The sequence below is a fragment of the Pseudophaeobacter sp. genome (assembly GCF_039971195.1).
Lineage (GTDB): Bacteria > Pseudomonadota > Alphaproteobacteria > Rhodobacterales > Rhodobacteraceae > Pseudophaeobacter.
Genome location: NZ_JBDWPJ010000216.1, coordinates 12,416 through 34,032, shown reverse-complemented (window position 1 = coordinate 34,032; position 21,617 = coordinate 12,416). Strand labels below are relative to the sequence as shown.

The window sequence follows — 21,617 nt, the reverse complement described above, 5'->3', positions numbered from 1 at the left end:
GGAAAATCGGATCCTGCTTCATCCGTGCCGAGGTCAGCGCCAGGGAGGTGCGATCGCGGACCCCACCCAATGAGGCCACGGCGCGGCCACGGGTGCCCTGGGCAAATTGCCGCCAGATTTCAGGTCGGGCCATGTCAGGGCGCAGATCATCCATATAGATACCGTCCTGGCTCAGCAGCGTCAGCACATCCTGCGCCGCCTGTACCACCTGCGCCGCCTTGCGATCCTTCAGCGCCGCCCGCAGGGCCGCAAAGCCTTCCTCGTCCTCGGCAGTTTCGGGGAAATTCAGCGCCCGGATGAACTGTTCGGCGGGCAGCGGTGCGGCGATGTCCTCGGCCGAAGTGCCAAGCGCCAGGCTACCCTGATCCTCGATGGCCAGCTTGGTGGCCTCGGTGGGGATGGCGGGGCGGGGCGCTGTGCTGTTGCGGCTGCTTTGGAAAGTGGCCAGGGCGGTCTCGGTCTTGCGCGCGGCCTCGGCGATCTCTTCCAGCTTTTGGCTGACAGTTGGCTCGCCGGTGGCATCTGTCTGCTGCACATGGGTCAAATAGCTGTGGCGCAGGCTGTCGATGGCCGCCTGCAAGCGCTGGCTTTCGCCCTGCATCACCCGCGAGGCGCGCAGCGCCGAAATGCCAACCCAGATCATTACCAGGGGCAGAACAATCGCCAGGGTGGTCAAAACGGTTGGGGTCCAGCGGGCCAACCCCTGGTCCACGGGGGCCAGCAGATAGAGCGCCAGCACCAAAAGCAGCCAGAGCACCGAGAGCAAAATGGCAACAACCTCGGCGCTGCCTGTGCCCGTAGCGCTGCCCGTGCCCGTCTCCCTTTGGCCTTTTGATGTGCCACGACCTGCAAGAGGCGCGGGCTTTTTTGGGGCGTCCTGGACGGTCATGGGCGAACTCGTAATGGGGAAGTGGATCTGGATCTCTGCAAGGCTAGCGGTTTCACCAGCCGTGGCAAGGGGGGCGGCGGTGGCAATAGCTCTGCCGCGCCCCGTATCAGCTGCCGCACTAACCGTAAACGATGGTCAGGATTTCATAGCCGCGCACGCCGCCCGGCGTGCGGACCTCGACGCTGTCACCCTCTTCCTTGCCGATGAGCGCTCGGGCAATGGGGGATTTGATGTTCAGCAACCCGGCCTCGACATTGGCTTCGTGTTCGCCAACGATCTGCCAGGTCTTCTCTTCGTCGGTGTCTTCATCCACCAGCGTCACCTTGGCGCCAAACTTGATCGAGCCGGAAAGCTTGGTCGGGTCAATCACATCCGCGAGGCTCAGGATGCCCTCAAGCTCCTTGACGCGACCTTCGATAAAGGACTGTTTTTCCCGCGCCGAGTGATATTCGGCGTTTTCCGACAGATCGCCCAGCTCACGCGCCTCGGCGATGGCCTTGATGATATTGGGCCGCTCCACCGATTTCAGGTTCTTCAGTTCAGCTTCGAGTGCGGTGTGACCCGCAGAAGTCATTGGGATCTTTTCCATATCATGGGTCCAGGTCGTTTGGCTAAGGAGTTAGCTCTTGTGTTGTTATGCGTCGATTTTGCCAAAGGCAGAGCCCCGCCACAACTCTGTAGCGGGGCCTGTCTTTTCGTGTTGGCATTTACCTGACCCAATCTGGGCGCAAATTTCAAGGGGGCGGGACCAGCTACCCACAGGCAATTGCGCCCAAATGGCGGATTATATTGCTTTTCTAACGGCTTTGCGCGGAATTACGCCGTGATCCGGCAGCTGCGGCAGGGCCGCCTGCCACAAGAGGTCAATCATCGTATTGCACCACTTCATATTCGATCCCATCCGCGTCGTGGAAGTAAAACCGCTGGCCCGGCTCATAATCGGCGTGATTGGTCGGGGTGAAGCCTGCGGCCAAAACGGCGGCCTCGGTGGCTTTGATGTCCTGCACCACCACGGCCAGATGGTTGAGCCCACCGCGCGTGGTATAGCTGTTGCCGGGATCCTTGGGGGTGCTGGGCGGGGCATAAAGCGCCAGATAGCTGTCGGCGCCCCCCACATGCAGGCTGAACCCATCGTGGATCGAGGCCCCGGACCAGCGGGTGTGCCAGCCAAAGATCTCCGCCATCCATTTGGCTGTGGCCTCGGGGTTGGTGACGGTAATATTGGCATGTTCCAAAATAGCACTCATCTGCTCTCTCCTTTTTAGTGGCCTTTGTGCTTCAGTCTCTCTACGGTAATTGCTAAACCTAACTTCAGCTCAAGGAAAAAATTGCCGGTGCGCGCAGTTTTTTTCAACAGGAGAGAATATGGCCAAATCAGCAGGGGTTGCGATCGGCTACTTGTCGGACCGGACCGGGCTGGCCGTATCGGCCATTCGCTACTACGAGGCGCAGGGGCTGCTGGAGCCCTGGCGCAATGCTGGTGGCCAGCGCCGGTTTCACCGCGCAGATATCCGCCGCCTCAGTTTCATCATGATTGCGCAGCAGTTTGGTTTCTCCCTGCCCGAGATCCGCGGCTTTCTGAAAACCCTGCCAGGCGGGCGGACCCCGACGCCGGAAGACTGGAGCCGAATCTCTACCGGGTTTCGCCAGCATCTGGATGCGCGGATCGAAACCCTGCAGAAAATGCGCGACAATCTGGATGGCTGTATTGGCTGTGGCTGCCTGTCGCTGCCAAAATGTGCTTTGTATAACCCCAAGGACCTCGCGGCAGAAAAGGGCAAGGGGCCGCGTTACCTGATGGGGGACAGTCCGGAAACCGCTGCGGCGCCGGAAAATGAGGCCTGAGCGCCGAAAATGGCCCATGCCCCTGCGGCAAAGCGCGGATCTGATGTAACTAACGCAGAGTTTGGATTGACCTTGTATGTTGCCAAACGCTAAGCAACCGCGAAAGAAAATTACTCCCAGCTCGCCCCCCGCATGGGGACCGGTAGCGAATACAATAGCCAAGGAGCAGCTCTATGGCCGAGATCGAACGCGAAACGATGGAATATGACGTAGTGATCGTAGGGGCGGGCCCTGCCGGTCTGTCTGCCGCGATCCGTCTGAAACAGCTGGATGCCGACCTTGAGGTCGTGGTTCTGGAAAAGGGTTCCGAAGTGGGCGCCCATATCCTGTCTGGTGCGGTTCTCGACCCCTGCGGGCTGGACGCGCTGATCCCCGACTGGAAAGAAAAAGGCGCGCCGCTGAACACGGAAGTGAAGGAAGACAACTTCTACATGCTGGGCGAAGCAGGCGAAATCCGCGTTCCCAACCTCCCCATGCCGCCGCTGATGAACAACCACGGCAACTACATCGTCTCGATGGGCAATGTCTGCCGTTGGATGGCGGAACAGGCCGAAGAACTGGGTGTTGAAATCTTCCCCGGCATGTCCTGCTCTGAGCTCGTTTATGGCGACAAGGGTGAAGTCAAAGGCGTGGTTGCCGGTGTCTTTGGTCTTGAGGAAGACGGCTCTTACGGTCCCAACACCGAGCCGGGCATGGAGCTGCACGGCAAATATGTCTTCTTGTCGGAAGGCGTGCGTGGTTCGCTTTCGAAAGAAGTCATCGCCAAATATGACCTGCAGGCCGGCAAGGACGTGCAAAAATACGGCGTTGGCATGAAAGAGATCTGGGAGATTGATCCCGCCAAGCACAAGGAAGGCACTGTTACCCACACAATGGGCTGGCCGCTGAATTCCAATGCCGGTGGTGGCTCCTTTATCTACCATCTGGAGAACAACCAGGTTTACGTCGGCTTTGTGGTCCACCTGAACTACAAGAACCCGCATCTTTACCCCTACATGGAATTCCAGCGTTTCAAGCATCATCCGATGGTTGCTGAACTTCTGGAAGGCGGCAAGCGCGTAGCCTATGGCGCCCGCGCCATCACCGAAGGCGGTTATCAGTCGATGCCCAAACTGGTCGCCCCCGGTGTGGCGCTGTTGGGCTGCTCTGCCGGGATGGTCAACGTGCCGCGCATCAAGGGCAACCACAACGCCATGCTGTCGGGCAAATCCGCAGCCGAGGCCGCCTATGCGGCAATCCAGGCGGATCGCTCCGGTGATGAGCTGCCTGAGTATGAAGCCGCGGTGCGCGATGGCGACATCGGCAAAGACCTCAAGAAGGTGCGCAACGTCAAGCCCATGTGGTCCAAGTGGGGCCTGCTGCCTTCGCTGGCGCTGGGTGGTCTGGATATGTGGACCAACACACTCTTTGGCCTGTCGCTCTTTGGCACCCTCAAGCACGGTAAAAACGATGCCGAGTCGACCGAGGAAGCCAGCAAGCACAAAGAGATCGATTACCCCAAGCCAGACGGGGTGCTGTCCTTTGATCGCCTGACCAATGTGAGCTTTGCCGCGACCAATCACGAGGAAAGCCAGCCCTGTCACCTGCGTCTGGCGGATCCCAATCTGCCGATCTCGACCAACCTGCCGAAATTCAACGAACCGGCGCAGCGTTACTGCCCGGCCGGCGTCTACGAGGTGGTCGAAAAGGATGGCAAGCCCGAGTTCGTGGTCAATTTCCAGAACTGCGTGCATTGCAAAACCTGCGACATCAAGGATCCAAGCCAGAACATCACCTGGACCACCCCCCAGGGCGGCGACGGGCCGAACTATCCAAATATGTAACTTCACGGGCAGTAAGACCGGCGGTTGCACGCCAATTGCGCCCTGAAGCTATAGAAATCACGTAAAATTGGGGCGGCCTTCGGGTCGCCCCATTGCGTGTCGCCGGGTCCCGCACTACGATTCTCCTTCAGGCGAGGCGCAGACGCATAGGAGAACCCCAGGTGCCGGTATCAAATTTTCGCAACCTGCCAGCAGTGGCATTGGTTGCATTTTCTACGATGGGAACTCTGGTAACGGCGCAGTCTGTCGCCGCTGACGGCTTGGCTGGCGCCTATCTGGCCGGGCGTGCCGCCACCTATGAGAGCGATTTTTCCGCCTCTGCAGAATACTACACCCGGGCATTGGTGCGCGATCCTTCCAATTCTATGTTGATGGAGAACGTGGTCTTTGCCCATCTGGCGCAGGGGCAGATGAAGCAGGCCATCCCCGTGGCCAAGCGGCTTTGGGACAATGAGGTGCGCAGCCAGGGGGCCAATATTGTCATGGTGGGGGGCTTTGTCCTTGATCAGGACTATCAGGCCATTCTGGACCGCGATCTGAACCTCCGCCAGATCCACCCGCTGGTGGACAATCTGCTCGAGGCCTGGGCTCATATGGGCATCGGCTCGGTCGATAAGGCGATCGCGGTGTTTGACCGTATCGCTGAAGAAGAGGCGCTGCGTCCCTTTGCCTATTACCACAAGGCCCTGGCTCTGGCTTCGGCAGGAAACTACGGCGGCGCCGAAGAGTTGTTTGCCGCAGATGACGGCCAGCTGACCCGTCTGTCACGGCGCGCGGCCTTGGCCCGGGTCGAGATCCAGTCACAGCTGGGTGAAAACGAATTGGCGCTGGAGACCCTGAATACTGCCTTTGGCACCGGCACGGATCCGGCGCTGGATGATATGCGCAAGCGCCTGAATGCCGGTGAACCTCTGGGATTCTCCACTGCCGGATCGGCTCAGGCTGGCATCGCCGAGGTGTTCTTTACCCTGGCGGCGGTGATGACCGGCGAGGCGGCCAATGACTATGTGCTGATGTATGCGCGCCTTGCAGCCGCGCTGAACCCTGACCATGTGGACGCGGTGCTGCTCAGCGCCGAATTGCTGGATCAACTGGGCCGCTACGAGCTTTCGATCGCCACCTACAAGCAGGTGCCGGATGATCACCCGGAAAACTATGCCGCCGAAATGGGCCGCGCCGAGGCGCTGCGCCGGGCGGCCAAGCCTGACGCCGCTGTCGAAGTTTTGGGGCAACTGGTGCAGGACTATCCCAGCCTGCCACAGGTCTCGATTGCGCTGGGCGATTTGTTGCGCCAGCAAGAGGACTACGCTGGTGCGGTGGCGGCCTATGACGCGGCCCAGCCCAATATGCCCGAAGGGTCCGGCAGCCTCTGGTTCCTGCACTACGCCCGCGGCATCTCTTATGAGCGCTTAAAAGAATGGCCAAAGGCCGAGGCCGATTTCCGCGCCTCGCTGGAGCTGCGCCCGGACAGCCCGCAGGTGCTGAACTATCTTGGCTATTCGCTGATTGAAAAAGAAGCCGATGCTGCCAAGCTCGACGAGGCTCTGGGCATGATCGAGCGCGCCGTCGCGGCGCGGCCGGATTCCGGCTATATCGTCGACAGTCTCGGCTGGGTATTCTACCGCCTGGGTCGCTATTCTGAAGCCGTGGGGCCGATGGAGCGCGCCGTGGAGTTGATGCCGGTGGATCCGGTGGTCAATGATCACCTGGGCGATGTCTATTGGGCGGTTGGCCGCCAGCGCGAGGCTGAGTTCCAGTGGAAGCGGGCCCTGTCCTTCATTCGCGAGGGTGAGGGCGATGGTGAAGCCGATCCTGACCGGATCCGCAACAAGCTGGAGAGCGGCTTGGATGCGGTGCTGGAGCAGGAAGGCGCAGCCCCTTTGCAGGTCGCCAATGACGGCTGAGGTCTTTGCACCGGCCAAGATCAACCTGACCCTGCATGTCACTGGCCAGCGCGCTGATGGTTATCATCTGCTGGATTCGCTGGTTGCCTTTGCCGATCTTGGCGATCACCTGCGCCTTGAACCTGGTTCCGAAATGGCGATCGATCTGCGCGGGCCCTTTGCCGAGGGCGTGCCGGTGGATGGGCGCAATCTGCTGTGGCAGGCGGCACAGGGCGCGGACTGGACAGGGGCGGTGCATCTGGACAAACAACTGCCCCATGGGGCTGGAATTGGCGGCGGCTCGTCTGATGCGGCAGCGCTGCTGACTGCGCTGGCCGAGCAGGGGCATAAGATCCCGGCGGATCTGCCGCTGTCGCTGGGGGCGGATGTGCCGGTCTGTGGTCTGGCGCGGGCCGCGCGGATGCGGGGCATTGGCGAACAGGTCACGCCGATTGAGCTGCCGGTATTGCCCGCGCTTTTGGTCAATCCTGGAGTGCATGTGCCGACTGGCGCGGTGTTTTCGGGGCTACAGAGCCGCGACAATGCGCCGATGCCAGAAGCTATCCCGGAGTTTTCTGATCCGCAGGACTGCGCGGCCTGGCTGGCAGAGCAGCGCAACGATTTGGAACCTCCCGCGCGGGGGGCAGCGCCTGAGATTGACCGGGTCCTGGCAGATCTCGGTGCCAGTTCAGGTGCTCTGCTGTCGCGGATGTCCGGGTCGGGCGCCACTTGTTTTGCGCTCTATCCAACCAAAAAGGCCGCCCATATGGCCGCCTATGAGATTGGCGCCGAACATCCCGAGTGGTGGATGCGGGCAGTGAACCTGACCTAAGGTCCAAGGCATCAGGAAACCGGCATCAGGTAATCAAAGCTGCAGATGAATATGATCATCGTGCCGCGCCGCCCGGCAGCCCTGAAAACGGATCTTGCTGCCGCTCAGCCCCAGGCTTTCCTGCAGATGCGGTTCGACAAAAATCTTGCCGATGCGCGGGTCATCCACAAGGGTCTCAATCAAAAGCCGGTTGCGGTTTGGTTTCAGCCCATAGGTCTTCCACAGGGGCTGCAGCCAGGCCAGATCCCAGCGCAGGCTGAGCCATTGATCCGGGCAGCTGGTTTCGCCCTGTTCAAAGGCAAAATAGCCGATGGGGCTGCGGGTTTGGCCGGGGGAATACTCCCCTGCAGCATCCGCGTAATAAAAGGCCAGATCGACCTTTTCACCGTCATCATGTGACAGATGCGGCAGCAGCGGAAAGCCGGTCAGGAAGGGAAAACCTGCGTCCAGCACCAAGGTCTGGGTGCCGGGATATGCGGCGTCTACGGTTGCGGAGGCCTCCTGCAGCGCAGTCTTCAGTTCTGGCGTGACATAGCTGCGATTGCTGGCGCAGTAGAACCAGGATTGTACCTGCAGCGGTCCCTGGTCAAAACAAGACAGCGCGGTTCGGCCGGTCAGTGGTGCCACCCAGATGGCCAGCGCAGTAAGCCCGGCATATAGCCCGACAAAGGCAAGCAGCGGCCTTGCCGTGAGGCGCGACAGCGCCCAGGCGATCCCGCCAAGCTGGGTCAGCAGGGTGAGGAGGATCACGGCCAAGCCATGCAGGATAAAACGGAACATCGTCGGATCACCTTGCTGCGATTTGTGCTGTGATAGCAAAGCACAAAAGCAAACGCCCGCAAAGCTGCGGGCGCCTTTGGATCTGTGATTTAACGCGCCTTAATGCAGGCGCGAGACAACATATTCGGCCAGATCATGCAGCATCTGGCGGATAGGGTGATCGGGCAGGGCGGTGAGCGCCTGGGTGGCGGTCTCAGCCCAGAGCAGCGCATCCTGACGGGTGGCTTCCAGGGTGCCGTATTTTTCCATCAGCCCCAGCGCGGTTTCCAGATCGCCGTCCTTTTGCTGGCCCTTTTCGATGGTGCGCCGCCAAAAGGCGCGCTCATCCTCTGTGGCCTGGGCTACGGCCTTGATCACTGGCAGGGTCAGCTTGCGTTCGCGAAAATCATCGCCGACGTTTTTGCCGGTTGCGGCGCTATCGCCCTGATAGTCCAGCAGATCGTCCGCAATCTGGAAGGCAATCCCCAGCGCATCACCGTAGTCGTACAGTGCCTTGATCTGTTCTGCCGGGGCCCCGGCGATGACGCCGCCCACTTCGGTGGCGGCGGAAAACAGCGCCGCCGTCTTGCCACGCACCACCTGCAGATAGACTGCTTCATCGGTTTCCAAATTGGACGCGGCGGTCATTTGCAGCACTTCGCCCTCGGCAATGGTGGCCGAGGCATTGGCGAGAATATCCAGCACTTTGAGCGAGCCGGTTTCCACCATCAGCTGGAAGCTGCGCGAAAACAGGTAGTCGCCAACCAGAACCGAGCTTTTGTTGTCCCACAAGAGATTGGCAGTGGGACGTCCCCGGCGTTGGCCGCTTTCATCTACCACATCGTCGTGCAGCAGGGTGGCGGTATGGATGAATTCAACCGTAGCGGCCAGTTTGACGTGATGCGCGCCCTCGTAGCCACAAAGCCGGGCCGCCGCGAGGGTCAGCATTGGACGCAGGCGCTTGCCGCCGGCCTCTACCAGATGCGCGGTCACTTCGGGAATGCGGGGCGCATGTTCAGAGGCCATCCGGGTCTGGATCAGTGTATTCACCGCCTCCATTTCCGTGCTCAAGGTGGCGGCGAGCAATTCATGCGGCTTTTGTGTCGTGACTTGGTTCATTGCTTTCCCGGCTTTCAGGCTCGACAAGACCGTGACCTTGCCCTTAGATCCATCCCCATGAAAGAACTTTTGCGCAGCACCGATCCGACAGTCCTGGCCTTTGCATCCGCCCTTCTTGAGGGAGAGGATATAGACTGCTTTCAGATGGACGTAAATATGAGCATCCTCGAAGGCGGCATTGGAATTTTTCCGCGCCGTCTAATGGTGCGCGAAGAGGATTACGCCCAGGCGCGTCGCGCCATGACCGACAATGAGATCCCGCTTGGTCAGGACAGATGAGCCCGGCAGATGAAGCAACCGGGGGCGGGGCTGGCTTTTGGGATGACACCCTGTCTCTAAACGATTTCCTAGGCGGGCGCGTGCAGCTGTGGCAGCCGCGCGATGGCTACCGCGCCGGGGTTGATCCGGTGCTTTTGGCTTCTGCCCTGCCAGCGCGTGCCGGGGAGCGGGTTCTGGAGCTGGGCTGTGGTGGCGGGCAGGCGCTCCTGTGCCTGGGCGCGCGGGTGCCGGGGCTGCAGTTAACCGGTGTGGAATTGCAGGCAGACTATGCGGCACTGGCCCGTCGCAACGCCACCCAGAACAGTCAGACACTGGAGGTGATTGAGGCGGATTTGGCGGCCCTGCCTGCCGATCTGCGCCAGCGTCAGTTTGATCACGTCCTGGCCAACCCGCCCTATTACCGGGCCGGTGCCCATAGCCCGGCCGAAGATACCGGGCGTCAGATTGCCCTTGGTGGCGATACGCCTTTGCAGATCTGGATCGAAACTGCGGCCCGGCGGCTGGCCCATAAGGGCTATCTGCATATGATCCAGCGGGCGGACCGGCTGCCCGAGATGCTGACGGGATGCATGGGGCGTTTGGGATCACTGGAGGTGCTGCCACTGGCGCCGCGGGCCGAACGCCCGGCTGAGCTGGTTCTGTTGCGGGCGCGCAAAGGCGGGCGGGCTGATTTTCGCCTGCATGCGCCGCTCATCTTGCACGAAGGGGCGCGGCACCTGGCGGATGCGGAGAGCTACCGGGGCGAGATAAAGGCGATTTTGCGCGATGGCGCTGCCCTCGGCTGGCCCGCTGCCAAATAGGGAGCCGAGGCTGGATTTGCAACCAGTGGCAGGTATTTTTCGGGCGTTTTTCCCCAATTTGATTCATAAAAATAACGGTTCCGGCGGGCTTTGGCCGATATGACAATTTCATGACAAAAACTATGCGTCTGCAGCGTGACAGCGGGCAAAACTTATGCTCCACTCAAAGTGACCCCACAGGTTAGGGGTTGTTTGTCTCGCTTTAAGGAGGAACGCCATGAGCCTCAGCTCGCATCTCACCGAACTGAAAAAGAAGCATGACCACCTGAGTACGGAAGTAGAGAACGCCCAGCGAATGCCCAGTACTGACGGGCTGGAGATCGCCGGGATGAAAAAGCAAAAGCTGAAGCTCAAAGAAGAGATTGAGCGCTTGAGCAGTGAACTCGAAACAGCATAACCTCTGATCCCCGAATGGGAAACAGAAGCAAGAACCTTCGGGGCTGCCAGATTTGGCGGCCCTTTTGTTTGGGGGCTACTTGTTTGGAGTCTACGCGGTCTCGGGTTAGCCGCTTTTGGCGGCGATTGCTGCGCCTGCGGTGATAAGGGCTGCGGCCAGGGCAAGCCCCCAGCTGGGATCGGCAACACCGGCCAGCACCAGCACCAGCGTCGACAGCAGCGGCGCGGCATAGGAACTGGTGCCCAGCATCTGGATGTCTCCCTGTTTGACACCAATGTCCCAGACATAAAAGGCCAGCCCGACAGGGCCCAATCCCAGCAACAGCGTCGAGACCCAGCCAAGCGTTCCCGCAGGCCAGAGGGTCTCTTCAACGGCAAAATGCAGGGCCCAGGAGGCAATGGCCGTGACCACGCAGAACACCGCAACCGAACTTGTTGGGGCATTTCCCATCAGCCGCGATAGCACCGAATAGCCAGACCAGGTCAGCGCACAGAGGAAAGCGAGAATATAACCGGGCAGGAATTCTGCCTGAAAACCTCCGGAGCCTCCGGTGATGATGGCCGCTGCCCCGGCAAAGCCCAAGAGCGCGCCAATCAGATGACCGGGGCGCAGGCGCTCTCCCGGCAACAATCCGGAAAACAGCACGATCAGCAGCGGCCAGAGATAGGCTATGAGGCCAGCCTCGGCCGCCGGAGCCAGACGCAGCGCCGAGAAATATAGCGCGTGATAGCCAAAGAGCCCAAGCGAGCCAAAGGCATAGATCTTCCAGGACACCGCGCGCAGCTGCCCCAACCCGCCAGAGGCATAGGTCCAGATCAGCCCCAGGGTGCCGCCGATGCTGAAACAGATCGCGTTCAGAAGCAGCGGTGGGGTCGGTGCCGAGCCAACTGTCAGCAGCGCCAGCAGCGCCCAGAGTAATACGGCAATAAACCCCACTGCGGTGGCCTTGGAACGGGTCATAAAGCGGCGATCTCCTCGACCGGGATAACGGTGAAACCATCGGATATATGCGCGGTTTTTTCGATCTCTGCCAGAAACCAATCGCGAAAGGCCGCGATTTGTGGCCGTTTTTCTGCGCCAGGCAGGCAGAGGAAGCGAAACCGCGCCTTGGTTTCAATCGCCAGCTTGAACGGTGCCACCAGGCGCCCCTCTTGCAGGTCGGAAATGATCATCGGGCGACGCCCCAGCGCCACCCCCATGCCAGAGACCGCAGCATTGATGGCGTGATCTGCATTGGAGAAATGCGCGCCGTGCAGTGGGGTGAAATCAATCCCGGAGGCGCGAAACCAGGTGGGCCAGTCGCAGGGTGGCTGCAGAAAGTCGATGGAATCGTCAAAGATCAGCGGCGCCTCAATCAGGCTTTCAGGGCTGGTGAATTGCGCTGCCAGTTCCGGCGACATCACCGGAGTCAGCCACTCTTTGCGAATGGGCACCGAATAGAGGTCATCATCCTGGCCATAGCCAAAGCGGATCGCCACATCGACATCATCGCGGGCCAGATCCATATTGCGCAGGGTGGCAGAGAAACGCAGGTCGATCTCGGGATGGGCGCGGGCAAAATCATACATCCGCGGCGCCAGCCATTTTGCCGTCAGCGCCGGGCCTGCGGTCACGGTGAGGTTGCTGTTGTCCTGAAGCCGCCGGGTGGCCATCCAGGCGGCAGAAAGGGCCTGAAAGCCCTCTGCCGCGCCGGGGGCCAGGGTGCGACCGGCCTCGGTCAGCTCTACCGAGCGGTTGAGGCGGCGAAACAGCGGCGTGCCCAGATGCTCCTCCAGCGATTTGATCTGAAACGATAGGGCAGCTGGCGTCACGTTCAGCTCGGCTGCGGCCTGAGCAAATGACATATGGCGCGCAGCCGCATCAAAGGCCCGCAGGGCGGTAAGGGGGGGGAGACGATCTGACATATTCAGACAAGTAATACTTAACTGAAGCTTTGGAAAGTCTCGTTTGTGCCCTTTTCAAGAAAAGCCCATATTGGCTTCAGATAGACATTATTGATCCGAACGGAGGCGAAGACGATGGGATACTCAGCAAATAGCAACGTCAAGCAGGCGATGGAACGGGCACATGCAGAGCGCAGCCAGGCGCTGTTTTCAGTCCTGGCATGGTTGTTCCGGTCGCGTAAATCCGGGGTCACAAAATCCGCAGGTATCGGGATTTCCCGCTGGGCATAGTGCACATGTTCTTACGGGATTAGAAAAGGGCCGGTCTGAACAGACCGGCCCTTGCTTGTTCTGACGTGTGGCAGATCAGACGAAGAACTGACCGCCATTGGCCGAGATGGTGGAGCCATTGATAAAGCCCGAATCGTCGGAGGCCAGGAAGGCCACGCAACGGGCGATCTCTTCGGGCTCACCCAGACGACCTGTCGGGATCTGGGCCACAATCGAATCGCGGACCTTTTCCGGAACCGCCATGACCATTTCGGTGGCGATATAGCCAGGGCAGATCGCATTGGCGGTGATGCCGGCGCGCGCACCTTCCTGGGCCAGGGATTTGACGATGCCAAGGTCGCCGGCCTTGGTGGCGGCATAGTTCGCCTGAGCGAACTGGCCCTTTTGGCCGTTGATCGAGGAAATTACGATAACACGACCAAATTTACGCTCGCGCATGCCGGGCCAGATTGGGTGAACGGTGTTGAAAACACCAGTCAGGTTGGTGTCGATCACCTGATGCCACTGTTCGGGGGTCATCTTGTGGAAAGGCGCATCGCGGGTGATGCCGGCATTGGCCACCACGATGTCGATCGGGCCGAGATCTGCCTCAACCTTGGCAATACCTGCCTGGCTTTCCTCGTAGGAGCCGACATTCCACTTATAGGTCTTGATGCCGGTTTCCTCGGTGAATTTTGCCGCCGCTTCGTCGTTGCCCGCATAGGTGGCTGCGACGGTGCAGCCCTGATCCTGCAGAGCCTTCGAGATTGCTGCGCCAATGCCGCGTGAGCCGCCGGTAACGAGTGCAGTACGTGCCATTCAGTTTTCCTCCAATTCAGATTCGCTCGGTAATCTTGCTACAGTTTGATAATGCTATACGCAATATTGTTGCGCAACGGATTTTTGCCGCAATGCCGCGTAAATTGTCGCACCTGCAGCAAAACCTGTCCGTGTAATAAAAAGGGCGCCACAAGGGCGCCCTGTTCTATGTCAAATGCGGCAGCGCCTTATGGGCGCTCCAGGCACATGGCAACGCCCATGCCGCCACCGATGCAAAGGGTGGCGAGGCCTTTTTTGGCACCGCGCCGCTTCATTTCGAACAAGAGCGTGTTCAGCACCCGGCAGCCAGAGGCGCCGATGGGGTGGCCGATGGCGATGGCGCCACCGTTGACGTTGACGATCGCAGGATCCCAGCCCATGTCCTTGTTGACGGCGCAGGCCTGGGCGGCAAAGGCCTCATTGGCTTCGACCAGATCCAGATCACCAACCGACCAGCCCGCCTTGTCCAGCGCCTTGCGCGAGGCATAGATCGGGCCGACGCCCATGATCGAAGGATCCAGGCCAGCAGTGGCATAGGAGGCGATACGGGCCAGAGGCTCGATGCCGCGCTTTTCGGCATCATCTGCGCTCATCAACAGGGTGGCCGCCGCTCCATCGTTGAGGCCAGAGGCATTTGCAGCCGTCACAGAGCCTTCTTTTGCAAAGGCAGGGCGCAGTTTCTGCATTGCCGCCATGGTGGCGCCGTGGCGGATGTATTCGTCCTGATCCACCACGATGTCACCCTTGCGGGTCTTGATGGTGAAAGCGGTAATTTCATCGGCAAACTTGCCGGCCTTTTGCGCGGCTTCGGCCTTGTTCTGGCTGGCGACAGCAAATTCATCCTGCATCTCGCGGGAGATCTGCCATTTGTCGGCGACGTTTTCAGCTGTCTGGCCCATGTGATAGCCGTTGAAGGCGTCCCAGAGACCATCGCGGATCATGGTGTCGATATATTTCATATCGCCCATCTTGTGACCGGCGCGCAGGGCGGCGGCATGGGGCGACAGGGTCATGTTCTCCTGACCGCCAGCGGCGACGATGGAGGCATCTCCCAATTGGATATGCTGCGCCCCAAGCGCCACGGCCCGCAGACCGGAGCCACAGACCTGGTTGATGCCCCAGGCAGAGCTTTCCTGTGGCAGGCCGGCGTTGACATGGGCCTGACGGGCGGGGTTCTGGCCCTGGGCGGCGGTCAGCACCTGCCCCAGGATGGTCTCAGAGACCTCGGCCTTGTCGATGCCTGCGCGCTCTACCACGGCTTCCAGTACGGCGCGGCCCAGATCATGGGCGGGCGTATTGGCGAAGGCTCCGCCAAAACTGCCGACAGCGGTACGCGCGGCGGATGCAATTACAACATTGGTCATTATTTCTGGTCCTCTGCCATCAAATTCTCTCGTGAAGACTCAGCAGCTCACCGGCAAAATCCTACCGTGAAGTGTCATGTCTCCAGCTCCCTCTCCGGGACAGATATAGCGTCTTGCTGCAGATGCAGCAATTGACAGGGTGTCTCAGGCGTCGGGTTGGAGTCAACTGACATATGCGCAGACGGGGAAAAACCGCCTGCGGCAGGGCCAGAGGCGGGTTTCAACTTGCTGCGATGCAGCGTGATTTTCTGCGGTGTAGCAGCGCCTTACGTTGTGGCGTGCGGGCCTCAGGCGCGGTTGCGGCGTTTCATCTCTTCCAGCCAGGGGGGGGAGACCGTGGGCGCGCCATATAGGAAGCCCTGCAGGCAATCGACGCCAATCGAGACCAGGTATTCGGCCTCGGCTTCGGTTTCGACGGATTCTGCCACGATCAGCATGTCGAACTGTTTGGCGATGCCCACGAGGGCGCGTACAACCGCCTGGTTGTCGGGGCTGGTGCAAATGCCGCGAATGAACTGGCCGTCAATCTTCACGGCGTCAAAGAAGAATTCGCGGAAATGCCCGATCGCGGTGGTGCCGGCGCCAAAATTGTCCAGGGCAAAAGCGATGCCGTGTTTCTGCATCCGGTCCATAAAGTCGATCACCAGCTCTGGTGCGGCCATGGCAGAGGCCTCGGTGATTTCCAACACCAGCCGTTCGCCGATAGTCTCGTCTTTCTTCAGGAAGTTTTCCAGAACCTTGGACCAGCGGCGATAACCGATGGAACGGGCGGACATATTGATCGACAGGCGGATCTGTGGCGATTTGGCCAGGGCCTTTAGCCCGTGCTGTAGCGCCAGACAATCCAGCTCGCGGCCAATTTCCTTGTCATGCACCACATGCATAAAGTCGCGGGCGGGGATCACCCGGCCGGTGGCGTCCAGAACCCGGATGTAACCTTCATAAAAGGCGATGCCATGGGGCGGCATGGCCTGCATGACCGGCTGATAAGCCAGCATGGACTGGTCGTGTTTGACGGCTTCGGCCACCATGTCGAGCGTCGAGAGGTCGCGTGACACCACTGCGGCTGACAGCGGATCTTCTGACCCTTCGGCCATATTGGCCCGTCTCAATTTGCGTTTACTGACCACATTATGCCTCTTGGTTCTGCTTTTTGTCGCAAAAACTATGCGTCACCAGAGACTGTCGCGCAAAAGGGTGAATTGAGGCTTAAACTTAAAACTTTAACGGGTCGTGCGCGGCAGGTTTCAGAGAGGGATCAGAACCCCGGTGTGCCTACATCCTTGGGGCTGCGGGCCAGGTGTTTGGCCTTGATAGTCTCGGAAGTGTCGCGGCTGCCGTCATGACTGTATCCGGGCGGTGCCAGCGCATAGAGCATCCTTTGCTTTAGGGACAGTCCGGGCTGGGTCATGTCGCGAAAGATCGCCACCCATTCGTGGAAGGCCACCCGCAGCGGATTGAACGATCCGATGTTGTAGACCAGACCATAATCCACGGGGTCGTGGTCTTGTTCCGGCACGAAGGTCCCGAACATTTTGTCCCAGATGATGAAGACGCCTGCGTAGTTGCAGTCCAGATAGCGCGGGTTACGGCCATGATGGGCGCGGTGGTGGCTGGGGGTATTCATCACCGCTTCAAACCAGCGCGGCATCTTGCCGATGGCCTCGGTGTGGATCCAGAACTGGTAGACTAGGTTGATGCCGCCAACAAACAAGACCAGCGCCGGGTGAAAGCCCAAGAGAACCAAGGGCGCCCGCACTACCATCATAAAGGTAAAGGTGCCGGTCCAGGTCTGGCGCAGCGCCGTGGTCAGATTATAGTGCTGGCTGGAGTGGTGATTGACGTGGCTGGCCCAGACCCAGCGAATGCGGTGGCCAAAACGATGCACCCAGTAATAGCGCAGATCATCCAGCACAAAGCAAAGGATGATCACCCAGACCGAGGTGCCCAGATCCAGCGGCGTGATCTCCCACAGCAACATAAAGAATCCCCAGGCGATAAAGCCCAACAAGATGCCAGAGGCGACACTGCCCGCGCCCATGATCAGCGAGGTCACCGCATCGCGGGTCTCATAGCGCCCGCCGCGACCTTTTAGTGCAATCCAGAGGAATTCGCCCAGGATCGCGGCGATAAAGATCGGCACTGCCAATTGGGTCACGTCTGGAAAAGAAAGCGGATCCATGATGTTACACCTCTTTTGCATGGGGCAGGTTGATGGCCTGCCCGCTTATCAGCGCCTGCCAGTCTTCGATCTCTGGTTTGGTCAGATGCAGCAGTACCTGCGGGGCAGAAAAATCATGCAGCCGCAGCCGCAGCCCCTGTGTGCAGGGGCTCAGCTCGGCCTCTTGCAGAAACCGGGCGACGCTATCGGCTCCAAAGGACCAGACCAGTCCAAGCGGCGCAGCAGCATCCGCCGGTTGAATTAGGGCTGCATGGCCGTCCCTAGCCAGGGTCAGATCGGCAATGGGACTTTCGGGAAATTGGCGCAGCCAGGCTTGCCGCGCCTGGGCATCATTCATCACGCGCGGTGTTGAACGCCCTGTCAAATGCAGCAGCAGGGCAATGGCACTGATGCCCCCAACCACGAGGATCAACAAAAGCTCCAGCGGCATAGTCTCCTCCCTGATAGCGCCCAGTAGAGATCAGCATGGCGGCGAGGGGGGCGTGCTGTCAAAGGTGGCGTAGGGGAAGGGGTAGCCTTGGCCAAAAACTTTGGCCAAGGCCATGGTGTGGATCAAAATGGGGATCAGCTCTCGGGTTTGGAGCCGATCATGGCGGCAATAATTGCCTTGGCGCTCTCAGAGTTCCATTCCGCATCGCCCAACAGGCGGGCGACCTCTTCGCCTTCGCGGTTGAGAATCACCGTGATGGGCAGGCCGATCACCGCCATCTCGCGGGCCAGGGTCTGTTTGGGGTCTTGATGGCGCGGCAGGTTGGTGATGCCGTTTTCGTCAAAGAACTTGACGATGCCAGCCGGAGAGTTGCGACCCGCAGCGATGGTCAGCACCTCAAAATCATCGCCGCCGAATTCTTCTTGTAGTTCGGCTATCTGCGGCATTTCCTTGCGGCAGGGCGCACACCAGGTGGCCCAGAAGTTCAGCAGAACCACCTTGCCCTTGTAGTCGTGCAGGCTGGCCATACCGCCGTCGTCCTCCAGGTGGAACTCAGCCTGCGAGACCTCGCGGGCTTCCTTGTGGACCACCAGACGTTTCAGGCTTTCGGCGCGCAGGGCTTCCAGTTCGGCAACATCGGCAGCCAATGCCGCATTTGCACCCAGGCCCAGGGCGATATAAAGGGAAAGATGACGTAACAGACGCATATTATCTCCGGGATTCCACCATGACAGATCAAGCCTCGAACCAGATGTGGGGCGGCCGTTTTGCCGCTGGCCCAGACGCGATCATGGAGGCGATCAACGCCTCGATCGGTTTTGACAAGCGGATGGCTGCCCAGGACATTGCCGGCTCCAGGGCCCATGCGGCAATGTTGGCCGCAACAGGCGTTATAAGCGATAACGACGCCGAGGCAATTCGGGAAGGGCTGCTCACGGTCTTGTCAGAGATCGAGAACGGAACCTTTCAGTTCTCCACCGCGCTGGAAGACATCCATATGAATGTCGAAGCCCGCCTGAAAGAGGTGATAGGGGAGCCTGCAGGCCGCCTGCACACGGGCCGGTCGCGCAATGATCAGGTCGCCACGGATTTCAAACTCTGGGTGCGCGATCAATTGGATGCAGCCGAAACGGGCCTTTTGGCGCTGATCCGGGCGCTGCTGACCCAGGCCGAGGCTGGCGCCGATTGGGTGATGCCGGGCTTTACCCATCTGCAGGTGGCGCAGCCAGTGACCTGGGGCCATCACATGATGGCCTATGTGGAGATGTTTGGCCGCGATTTGTCCCGCGTGCGTGATGCTCGCGCCCGGATGAACGAATCTCCACTCGGGGCGGCAGCCCTTGCCGGGACCTCCTTTCCCATCGATCGCGAGATGACAGCTGCCGCGCTGGGCTTTGATCGCCCCTCGGCGAACTCGCTGGATGCGGTTTCGGATCGCGATTTTGCGCTGGAATTCCTCTCGGCGGCCTCGATCTGCGCGGTACACCTCAGCCGTTTTGCCGAAGAGCTGGTGATCTGGTCCTCGGCGCAGTTCCGCTTTGTGACCCTGTCGGATCGGTTTTCCACCGGCTCGTCGATCATGCCGCAAAAGAAAAACCCTGACGCCGCCGAGCTGATCCGCGCCAAGGTGGGCCGGATTTTTGGCGCCAATACCGCGCTGATGATGGTGATGAAGGGCCTGCCGCTGGCCTACTCCAAGGATATGCAGGAAGACAAAGAGCAGGTCTTTGACGCCGCTGACAACTGGATGCTGGCGCTGGCGGCGATGGAAGGCATGGTCAAGGATATGAGCGCCAACCGAGCGGAACTGGCCGAGGCTGCCGGCTCTGGCTTCTCCACCGCCACCGATCTGGCCGATTGGCTGGTACGGGTTCTGGGTCTGCCGTTCCGCGATGCCCATCATGTCACCGGATCCCTGGTGGCCCTGGCTGAGGGGCGTGGCTGTGATCTGCCGGATCTTACTTTGGAGGACATGCAGGGCGTGCACGCTGAGATCACACAGGATGTCTTCACTGTTCTTGGCGTCGAAAACTCGGTAAACTCACGTATGTCCTACGGTGGCACCGCGCCTGCACAGGTGCGGGCGCAGGTGGCGCGCTGGACCGCGATCCTCGAGGCCTGAAACAGCACCTGAGGATATTGAATTGCGCATGGGGCAGCTTGATTTCTGGCCCATGGCACCCATGTTGGCCGGGTGGGAACCTGGCCGGTTTTCTGGAGGCAAGATGATGCGCAGATGGATGCTCAAAGTGATTGGAGTGGCTCTTTTGGGCGCCGGTTTAAGCGCCTGTGGCGTCGACGGAGAGCCGGTGCGTCCTTCGGTGAATGCCGGTGTTGGCGTGTCCAACAGTGGTGTGCATGCAGGCGGTACCGTGGGTTTGCACAAAGGCCCGGTGAATATCTTTCTTGGCTTCTAGCCGCGCCAAACAGGCCTACAAAGCCATCTTCTGAAATCAAATTGGGCAGGGCCTAGATACGATGATCCGCATATTCCTGATCCTTGGGGTCCTTGGGCTTTCGGCCTGTGATTTGCCACAGTCCTATGCCCGTCCGCCCGAAAGCGCCAAGGCTGTACAATCGCCCCAATCCGGCGTTCGGGTCTCGGGCTATGCCCGCGTCGGTGTCTCGCATCGTTTCTGATGGGGGTTTTCGCCGTGGAAGTGTCGGAGAAATGAGCGGGAATCATTTGCCAGCGCGGTTGGTTTTGGTCTAATCGCCAAGACATGGATCACTTTCTCTACCGCGACGGCGCGCTCTACGCCGAAGATGTGCCGGTTGCCGAGATCGCGGCTGCCGTTGGCACTCCGTTCTATGTCTATTCCACCGCTACGCTGCTGCGCCATTTCCGGCTGTTCGACGAGGCGCTGGAAGGCATGGACCACCTGGTCTGCTACGCGATGAAGGCGGCCAGCAATCAGGCCATCCTCAAGACGCTGGCCCAGGCGGGGGCGGGCATGGATGTGGTTAGCCAGGGGGAATATCTGCGCGCCAAGGCGGCCGGCGTTCCCGGCGATAAGATCGTGTTCTCGGGCGTTGGCAAAACCGCCGAGGAAATCCGCTGTGCGCTCACCGGTGGCCTTCGCCAGTTCAACGTCGAGAGCGAGCCCGAGATGGCCGTGATCAACGCTGTGGCGCTGGAGCTGGGGTTGGTGGCGCCGGTGACCATTCGGGTGAACCCGGATGTTGATGCCAAGACCCATGCCAAGATCGCCACCGGAAAATCCGAAAACAAATTCGGCATTCCGATTTCGCGGGCCCGCGAGGTCTATGCCCATGCAGCTTCATTGCCGGGGCTGAAGGTGATTGGCATCGACTGCCACATCGGCTCGCAGCTGACCGAGCTGGAGCCCTTCCGCAAGGCCTATGAAAAAGTTGCAGAGCTGACCGAGACCCTGCGCAGCGATGGCCATGATATCCGTCGCCTGGATCTTGGTGGCGGCCTGGGCATTCCCTACACACGCTCGAATGAGGCGCCGCCACTGCCGGTGGAATATGGGCAGCTGATCAAAGAGACCCTGGGCCATCTGGATTGCGAGATCGAGATCGAACCGGGCCGTCTGATCGCAGGCAATGCCGGGCTGATGGTCAGCAAGGTGATCTATGTGAAATCCGGTGAGGACCGCGAGTTCCTGATCGTTGACGGTGCGATGAACGATCTGATCCGCCCTGCCATGTACGAGGCGCACCACGATATTGTGGCGGTCACCGAACCAGCTCCGGGGGTTGAACCGCGTCCCTATGACATTGTTGGCCCGGTCTGTGAAACCGGTGATACCTTTGCCAAAGAGCGCAATATGCCGCCGCTTGCAGCCGGGGATCTCATCGCCTTTCGCAGCGCCGGCGCCTATGGCGCGGTGATGGCCAGCGAGTATAACTCGCGGCCATTGGTTCCCGAGGTGCTGGTGCATGGGGATCAATTTGCGGTTATTCGCCCAAGGCCGGACTATGATGAAATGATAAACCGCGATACCATCCCGGAGTGGCTGTAACGCCCCTGGCAGATTTGCCGGGGTTTTGCGCCACTTGCACCGCCCAAAGGAGGC

The 21,617-nt window shown here is 60.1% G+C and carries 25 protein-coding genes; 12 read left to right on the top strand and 13 right to left on the bottom strand.

All coding sequences use genetic code 11. The features are described from left to right. The 3 genes from ABJP42_RS18780 to ABJP42_RS18770 form a co-directional block, all read right to left on the bottom strand. On the bottom strand, positions 1-889 hold an 889-nt coding region (locus tag ABJP42_RS18780; protein WP_348343139.1), incomplete at its 3' end, for a G protein-coupled receptor family protein. Between the two features lie 118 nt (positions 890-1,007). Then, the gene (gene greA, locus ABJP42_RS18775) at positions 1,008-1,478 is read right to left on the bottom strand and encodes a transcription elongation factor GreA (protein ID WP_348343137.1); all 471 of its coding nucleotides are present in this window, start codon (positions 1,476-1,478) and stop codon (positions 1,008-1,010) included. A gap of 274 nt (positions 1,479-1,752) precedes the next feature. After that, entirely contained in the window at positions 1,753-2,136 is a 384-nt protein-coding gene (locus ABJP42_RS18770) for a VOC family protein (protein WP_348343135.1), read from the bottom strand. Positions 2,137-2,254: 118 nt separating this feature from the next. Between ABJP42_RS18770 and soxR the strand changes: the two genes are divergently transcribed. The 4 genes from soxR (at position 2,255) to ABJP42_RS18750 (ending at position 7,272) form a co-directional block, all read left to right on the top strand. After that, positions 2,255-2,734: a redox-sensitive transcriptional activator SoxR gene (gene soxR, locus ABJP42_RS18765; RefSeq protein ID WP_348343133.1), complete on the top strand. Its 480-nt coding sequence runs from the start codon at positions 2,255-2,257 to the stop codon at positions 2,732-2,734. 173 nt (positions 2,735-2,907) lie between these two features. Beyond that, positions 2,908-4,557, top strand: coding sequence for an electron transfer flavoprotein-ubiquinone oxidoreductase (locus ABJP42_RS18760; protein WP_348343131.1), 1,650 nt, complete (start codon positions 2,908-2,910; stop codon positions 4,555-4,557). Between the two features lie 161 nt (positions 4,558-4,718). Then, positions 4,719-6,461 (top strand): tetratricopeptide repeat protein, encoded by a 1,743-nt coding sequence (locus ABJP42_RS18755; protein ID WP_348343129.1) that lies wholly within the window; start codon positions 4,719-4,721, stop codon positions 6,459-6,461. Next, the gene (locus ABJP42_RS18750) at positions 6,451-7,272 is read left to right on the top strand and encodes a 4-(cytidine 5'-diphospho)-2-C-methyl-D-erythritol kinase (RefSeq protein ID WP_348343127.1); all 822 of its coding nucleotides are present in this window, start codon (positions 6,451-6,453) and stop codon (positions 7,270-7,272) included. Before ABJP42_RS18755 ends, ABJP42_RS18750 begins: the two co-directional genes overlap by 11 nt. Positions 7,273-7,305: 33 nt before the next feature. Here the strand turns inward: ABJP42_RS18750 and ABJP42_RS18745 are convergent, their stop codons facing one another. Together ABJP42_RS18745 and ABJP42_RS18740 are read right to left on the bottom strand one after the other, a co-directional pair. Continuing rightward, positions 7,306-8,052: a hypothetical protein gene (locus tag ABJP42_RS18745; RefSeq protein ID WP_348343125.1), complete on the bottom strand. Its 747-nt coding sequence runs from the start codon at positions 8,050-8,052 to the stop codon at positions 7,306-7,308. Positions 8,053-8,151: 99 nt separating this feature from the next. Then, the gene (locus ABJP42_RS18740; protein ID WP_348343123.1) at positions 8,152-9,150 is read right to left on the bottom strand and encodes a polyprenyl synthetase family protein; all 999 of its coding nucleotides are present in this window, start codon (positions 9,148-9,150) and stop codon (positions 8,152-8,154) included. A gap of 57 nt (positions 9,151-9,207) precedes the next feature. Here ABJP42_RS18740 and ABJP42_RS18735 point away from each other — a divergent pair, with 57 nt between their 5' ends. The 3 genes from ABJP42_RS18735 to ABJP42_RS18725 all read left to right on the top strand — a co-directional run bounded on the left by ABJP42_RS18735 (position 9,208) and on the right by ABJP42_RS18725 (position 10,626). Beyond that, entirely contained in the window at positions 9,208-9,429 is a 222-nt protein-coding gene (locus ABJP42_RS18735) for a putative signal transducing protein (protein WP_348343121.1), read from the top strand. Next, positions 9,426-10,229: a tRNA1(Val) (adenine(37)-N6)-methyltransferase gene (locus tag ABJP42_RS18730; protein WP_348343119.1), complete on the top strand. Its 804-nt coding sequence runs from the start codon at positions 9,426-9,428 to the stop codon at positions 10,227-10,229. Before ABJP42_RS18735 ends, ABJP42_RS18730 begins: the two co-directional genes overlap by 4 nt. 217 nt (positions 10,230-10,446) lie before the next feature. Further along, a complete protein-coding gene (locus ABJP42_RS18725; RefSeq protein WP_348343117.1) occupies positions 10,447-10,626 on the top strand; it encodes a YdcH family protein in 180 nt (59 codons plus the stop codon). Between the two features lie 105 nt (positions 10,627-10,731). Here ABJP42_RS18725 and yddG read toward each other — a convergent pair whose 3' ends face one another. Together yddG and ABJP42_RS18715 are read right to left on the bottom strand one after the other, a co-directional pair. Beyond that, complete coding sequence (gene yddG, locus ABJP42_RS18720) at positions 10,732-11,586, bottom strand: aromatic amino acid exporter YddG (protein WP_348343115.1); 855 nt, start codon at positions 11,584-11,586, stop codon at positions 10,732-10,734. Then, positions 11,583-12,530: a transcriptional regulator GcvA gene (locus tag ABJP42_RS18715; protein ID WP_348343113.1), complete on the bottom strand. Its 948-nt coding sequence runs from the start codon at positions 12,528-12,530 to the stop codon at positions 11,583-11,585. The genes yddG and ABJP42_RS18715 overlap by 4 nt, the downstream gene beginning before the upstream one ends. Positions 12,531-12,644: 114 nt before the next feature. Here ABJP42_RS18715 and ABJP42_RS18710 point away from each other — a divergent pair, with 114 nt between their 5' ends. Beyond that, positions 12,645-12,800: a hypothetical protein gene (locus tag ABJP42_RS18710; RefSeq protein ID WP_348343111.1), complete on the top strand. Its 156-nt coding sequence runs from the start codon at positions 12,645-12,647 to the stop codon at positions 12,798-12,800. A gap of 75 nt (positions 12,801-12,875) precedes the next feature. Here ABJP42_RS18710 and phbB read toward each other — a convergent pair whose 3' ends face one another. The 6 genes from phbB to ABJP42_RS18680 form a co-directional block, all read right to left on the bottom strand. Then, a complete protein-coding gene (gene phbB, locus ABJP42_RS18705) occupies positions 12,876-13,598 on the bottom strand; it encodes an acetoacetyl-CoA reductase (protein ID WP_348343109.1) in 723 nt (240 codons plus the stop codon). A 188-nt stretch (positions 13,599-13,786) separates the two neighbouring features. Then, positions 13,787-14,962, bottom strand: a complete 1,176-nt coding sequence (locus ABJP42_RS18700) for an acetyl-CoA C-acetyltransferase (protein WP_348343107.1) — start codon at positions 14,960-14,962, stop codon at positions 13,787-13,789. A gap of 287 nt (positions 14,963-15,249) precedes the next feature. Then, the gene (locus ABJP42_RS18695; protein ID WP_348343147.1) at positions 15,250-16,059 is read right to left on the bottom strand and encodes an EAL domain-containing protein; all 810 of its coding nucleotides are present in this window, start codon (positions 16,057-16,059) and stop codon (positions 15,250-15,252) included. 161 nt (positions 16,060-16,220) lie between these two features. After that, positions 16,221-17,144 (bottom strand): sterol desaturase family protein, encoded by a 924-nt coding sequence (locus ABJP42_RS18690; protein WP_490363238.1) that lies wholly within the window; start codon positions 17,142-17,144, stop codon positions 16,221-16,223. Between the two features lie 4 nt (positions 17,145-17,148). Beyond that, complete coding sequence (locus tag ABJP42_RS18685) at positions 17,149-17,574, bottom strand: hypothetical protein (protein WP_348343105.1); 426 nt, start codon at positions 17,572-17,574, stop codon at positions 17,149-17,151. A gap of 134 nt (positions 17,575-17,708) precedes the next feature. Continuing rightward, positions 17,709-18,281 (bottom strand): TlpA disulfide reductase family protein, encoded by a 573-nt coding sequence (locus ABJP42_RS18680; protein WP_348343103.1) that lies wholly within the window; start codon positions 18,279-18,281, stop codon positions 17,709-17,711. Between the two features lie 20 nt (positions 18,282-18,301). Between ABJP42_RS18680 and argH the strand changes: the two genes are divergently transcribed. From argH to lysA, 4 genes are all read left to right on the top strand, one after another. After that, positions 18,302-19,696 (top strand): argininosuccinate lyase, encoded by a 1,395-nt coding sequence (argH, locus tag ABJP42_RS18675; protein ID WP_348343101.1) that lies wholly within the window; start codon positions 18,302-18,304, stop codon positions 19,694-19,696. 52 nt (positions 19,697-19,748) lie between these two features. After that, entirely contained in the window at positions 19,749-19,991 is a 243-nt protein-coding gene (locus tag ABJP42_RS18670; protein ID WP_490363239.1) for a hypothetical protein, read from the top strand. Between the two features lie 61 nt (positions 19,992-20,052). Beyond that, entirely contained in the window at positions 20,053-20,214 is a 162-nt protein-coding gene (locus ABJP42_RS18665) for a hypothetical protein (protein WP_348343099.1), read from the top strand. 83 nt (positions 20,215-20,297) lie between these two features. After that, positions 20,298-21,563: a diaminopimelate decarboxylase gene (lysA, locus tag ABJP42_RS18660; RefSeq protein WP_348343097.1), complete on the top strand. Its 1,266-nt coding sequence runs from the start codon at positions 20,298-20,300 to the stop codon at positions 21,561-21,563. Positions 21,564-21,617: the final 54 nt, after the last annotated feature.

Bases quoted from the DNA above. Each gene is read 5' to 3' on its own strand.
- greA (WP_348343137.1), bottom strand. From the start codon at position 1,478: ATGGAAAAGATCCCAATGACTTCTGCGGGTCACACCGCACTCGAAGCT.
- ABJP42_RS18770 (WP_348343135.1), bottom strand. From the start codon at position 2,136: ATGAGTGCTATTTTGGAACATGCCAATATTACCGTCACCAACCCCGAG.
- soxR (WP_348343133.1), top strand. From the start codon at position 2,255: ATGGCCAAATCAGCAGGGGTTGCGATCGGCTACTTGTCGGACCGGACC.
- ABJP42_RS18760 (WP_348343131.1), top strand. From the start codon at position 2,908: ATGGCCGAGATCGAACGCGAAACGATGGAATATGACGTAGTGATCGTA.
- ABJP42_RS18750 (WP_348343127.1), top strand. From the start codon at position 6,451: ATGACGGCTGAGGTCTTTGCACCGGCCAAGATCAACCTGACCCTGCAT.
- ABJP42_RS18745 (WP_348343125.1), bottom strand. From the start codon at position 8,052: ATGTTCCGTTTTATCCTGCATGGCTTGGCCGTGATCCTCCTCACCCTG.
- ABJP42_RS18740 (WP_348343123.1), bottom strand. From the start codon at position 9,150: ATGAACCAAGTCACGACACAAAAGCCGCATGAATTGCTCGCCGCCACC.
- ABJP42_RS18735 (WP_348343121.1), top strand. From the start codon at position 9,208: ATGAAAGAACTTTTGCGCAGCACCGATCCGACAGTCCTGGCCTTTGCA.
- ABJP42_RS18730 (WP_348343119.1), top strand. From the start codon at position 9,426: ATGAGCCCGGCAGATGAAGCAACCGGGGGCGGGGCTGGCTTTTGGGAT.
- ABJP42_RS18725 (WP_348343117.1), top strand. From the start codon at position 10,447: ATGAGCCTCAGCTCGCATCTCACCGAACTGAAAAAGAAGCATGACCAC.
- yddG (WP_348343115.1), bottom strand. From the start codon at position 11,586: ATGACCCGTTCCAAGGCCACCGCAGTGGGGTTTATTGCCGTATTACTC.
- ABJP42_RS18715 (WP_348343113.1), bottom strand. From the start codon at position 12,530: ATGTCAGATCGTCTCCCCCCCCTTACCGCCCTGCGGGCCTTTGATGCG.
- ABJP42_RS18710 (WP_348343111.1), top strand. From the start codon at position 12,645: ATGGGATACTCAGCAAATAGCAACGTCAAGCAGGCGATGGAACGGGCA.
- phbB (WP_348343109.1), bottom strand. From the start codon at position 13,598: ATGGCACGTACTGCACTCGTTACCGGCGGCTCACGCGGCATTGGCGCA.
- ABJP42_RS18700 (WP_348343107.1), bottom strand. From the start codon at position 14,962: ATGACCAATGTTGTAATTGCATCCGCCGCGCGTACCGCTGTCGGCAGT.
- ABJP42_RS18695 (WP_348343147.1), bottom strand. From the start codon at position 16,059: ATGGCCGAAGGGTCAGAAGATCCGCTGTCAGCCGCAGTGGTGTCACGC.
- ABJP42_RS18690 (WP_490363238.1), bottom strand. From the start codon at position 17,144: ATGGATCCGCTTTCTTTTCCAGACGTGACCCAATTGGCAGTGCCGATC.
- ABJP42_RS18685 (WP_348343105.1), bottom strand. From the start codon at position 17,574: ATGCCGCTGGAGCTTTTGTTGATCCTCGTGGTTGGGGGCATCAGTGCC.
- ABJP42_RS18680 (WP_348343103.1), bottom strand. From the start codon at position 18,281: ATGCGTCTGTTACGTCATCTTTCCCTTTATATCGCCCTGGGCCTGGGT.
- argH (WP_348343101.1), top strand. From the start codon at position 18,302: ATGACAGATCAAGCCTCGAACCAGATGTGGGGCGGCCGTTTTGCCGCT.
- ABJP42_RS18670 (WP_490363239.1), top strand. From the start codon at position 19,749: ATGGCACCCATGTTGGCCGGGTGGGAACCTGGCCGGTTTTCTGGAGGC.
- ABJP42_RS18665 (WP_348343099.1), top strand. From the start codon at position 20,053: ATGATCCGCATATTCCTGATCCTTGGGGTCCTTGGGCTTTCGGCCTGT.
- lysA (WP_348343097.1), top strand. From the start codon at position 20,298: ATGGATCACTTTCTCTACCGCGACGGCGCGCTCTACGCCGAAGATGTG.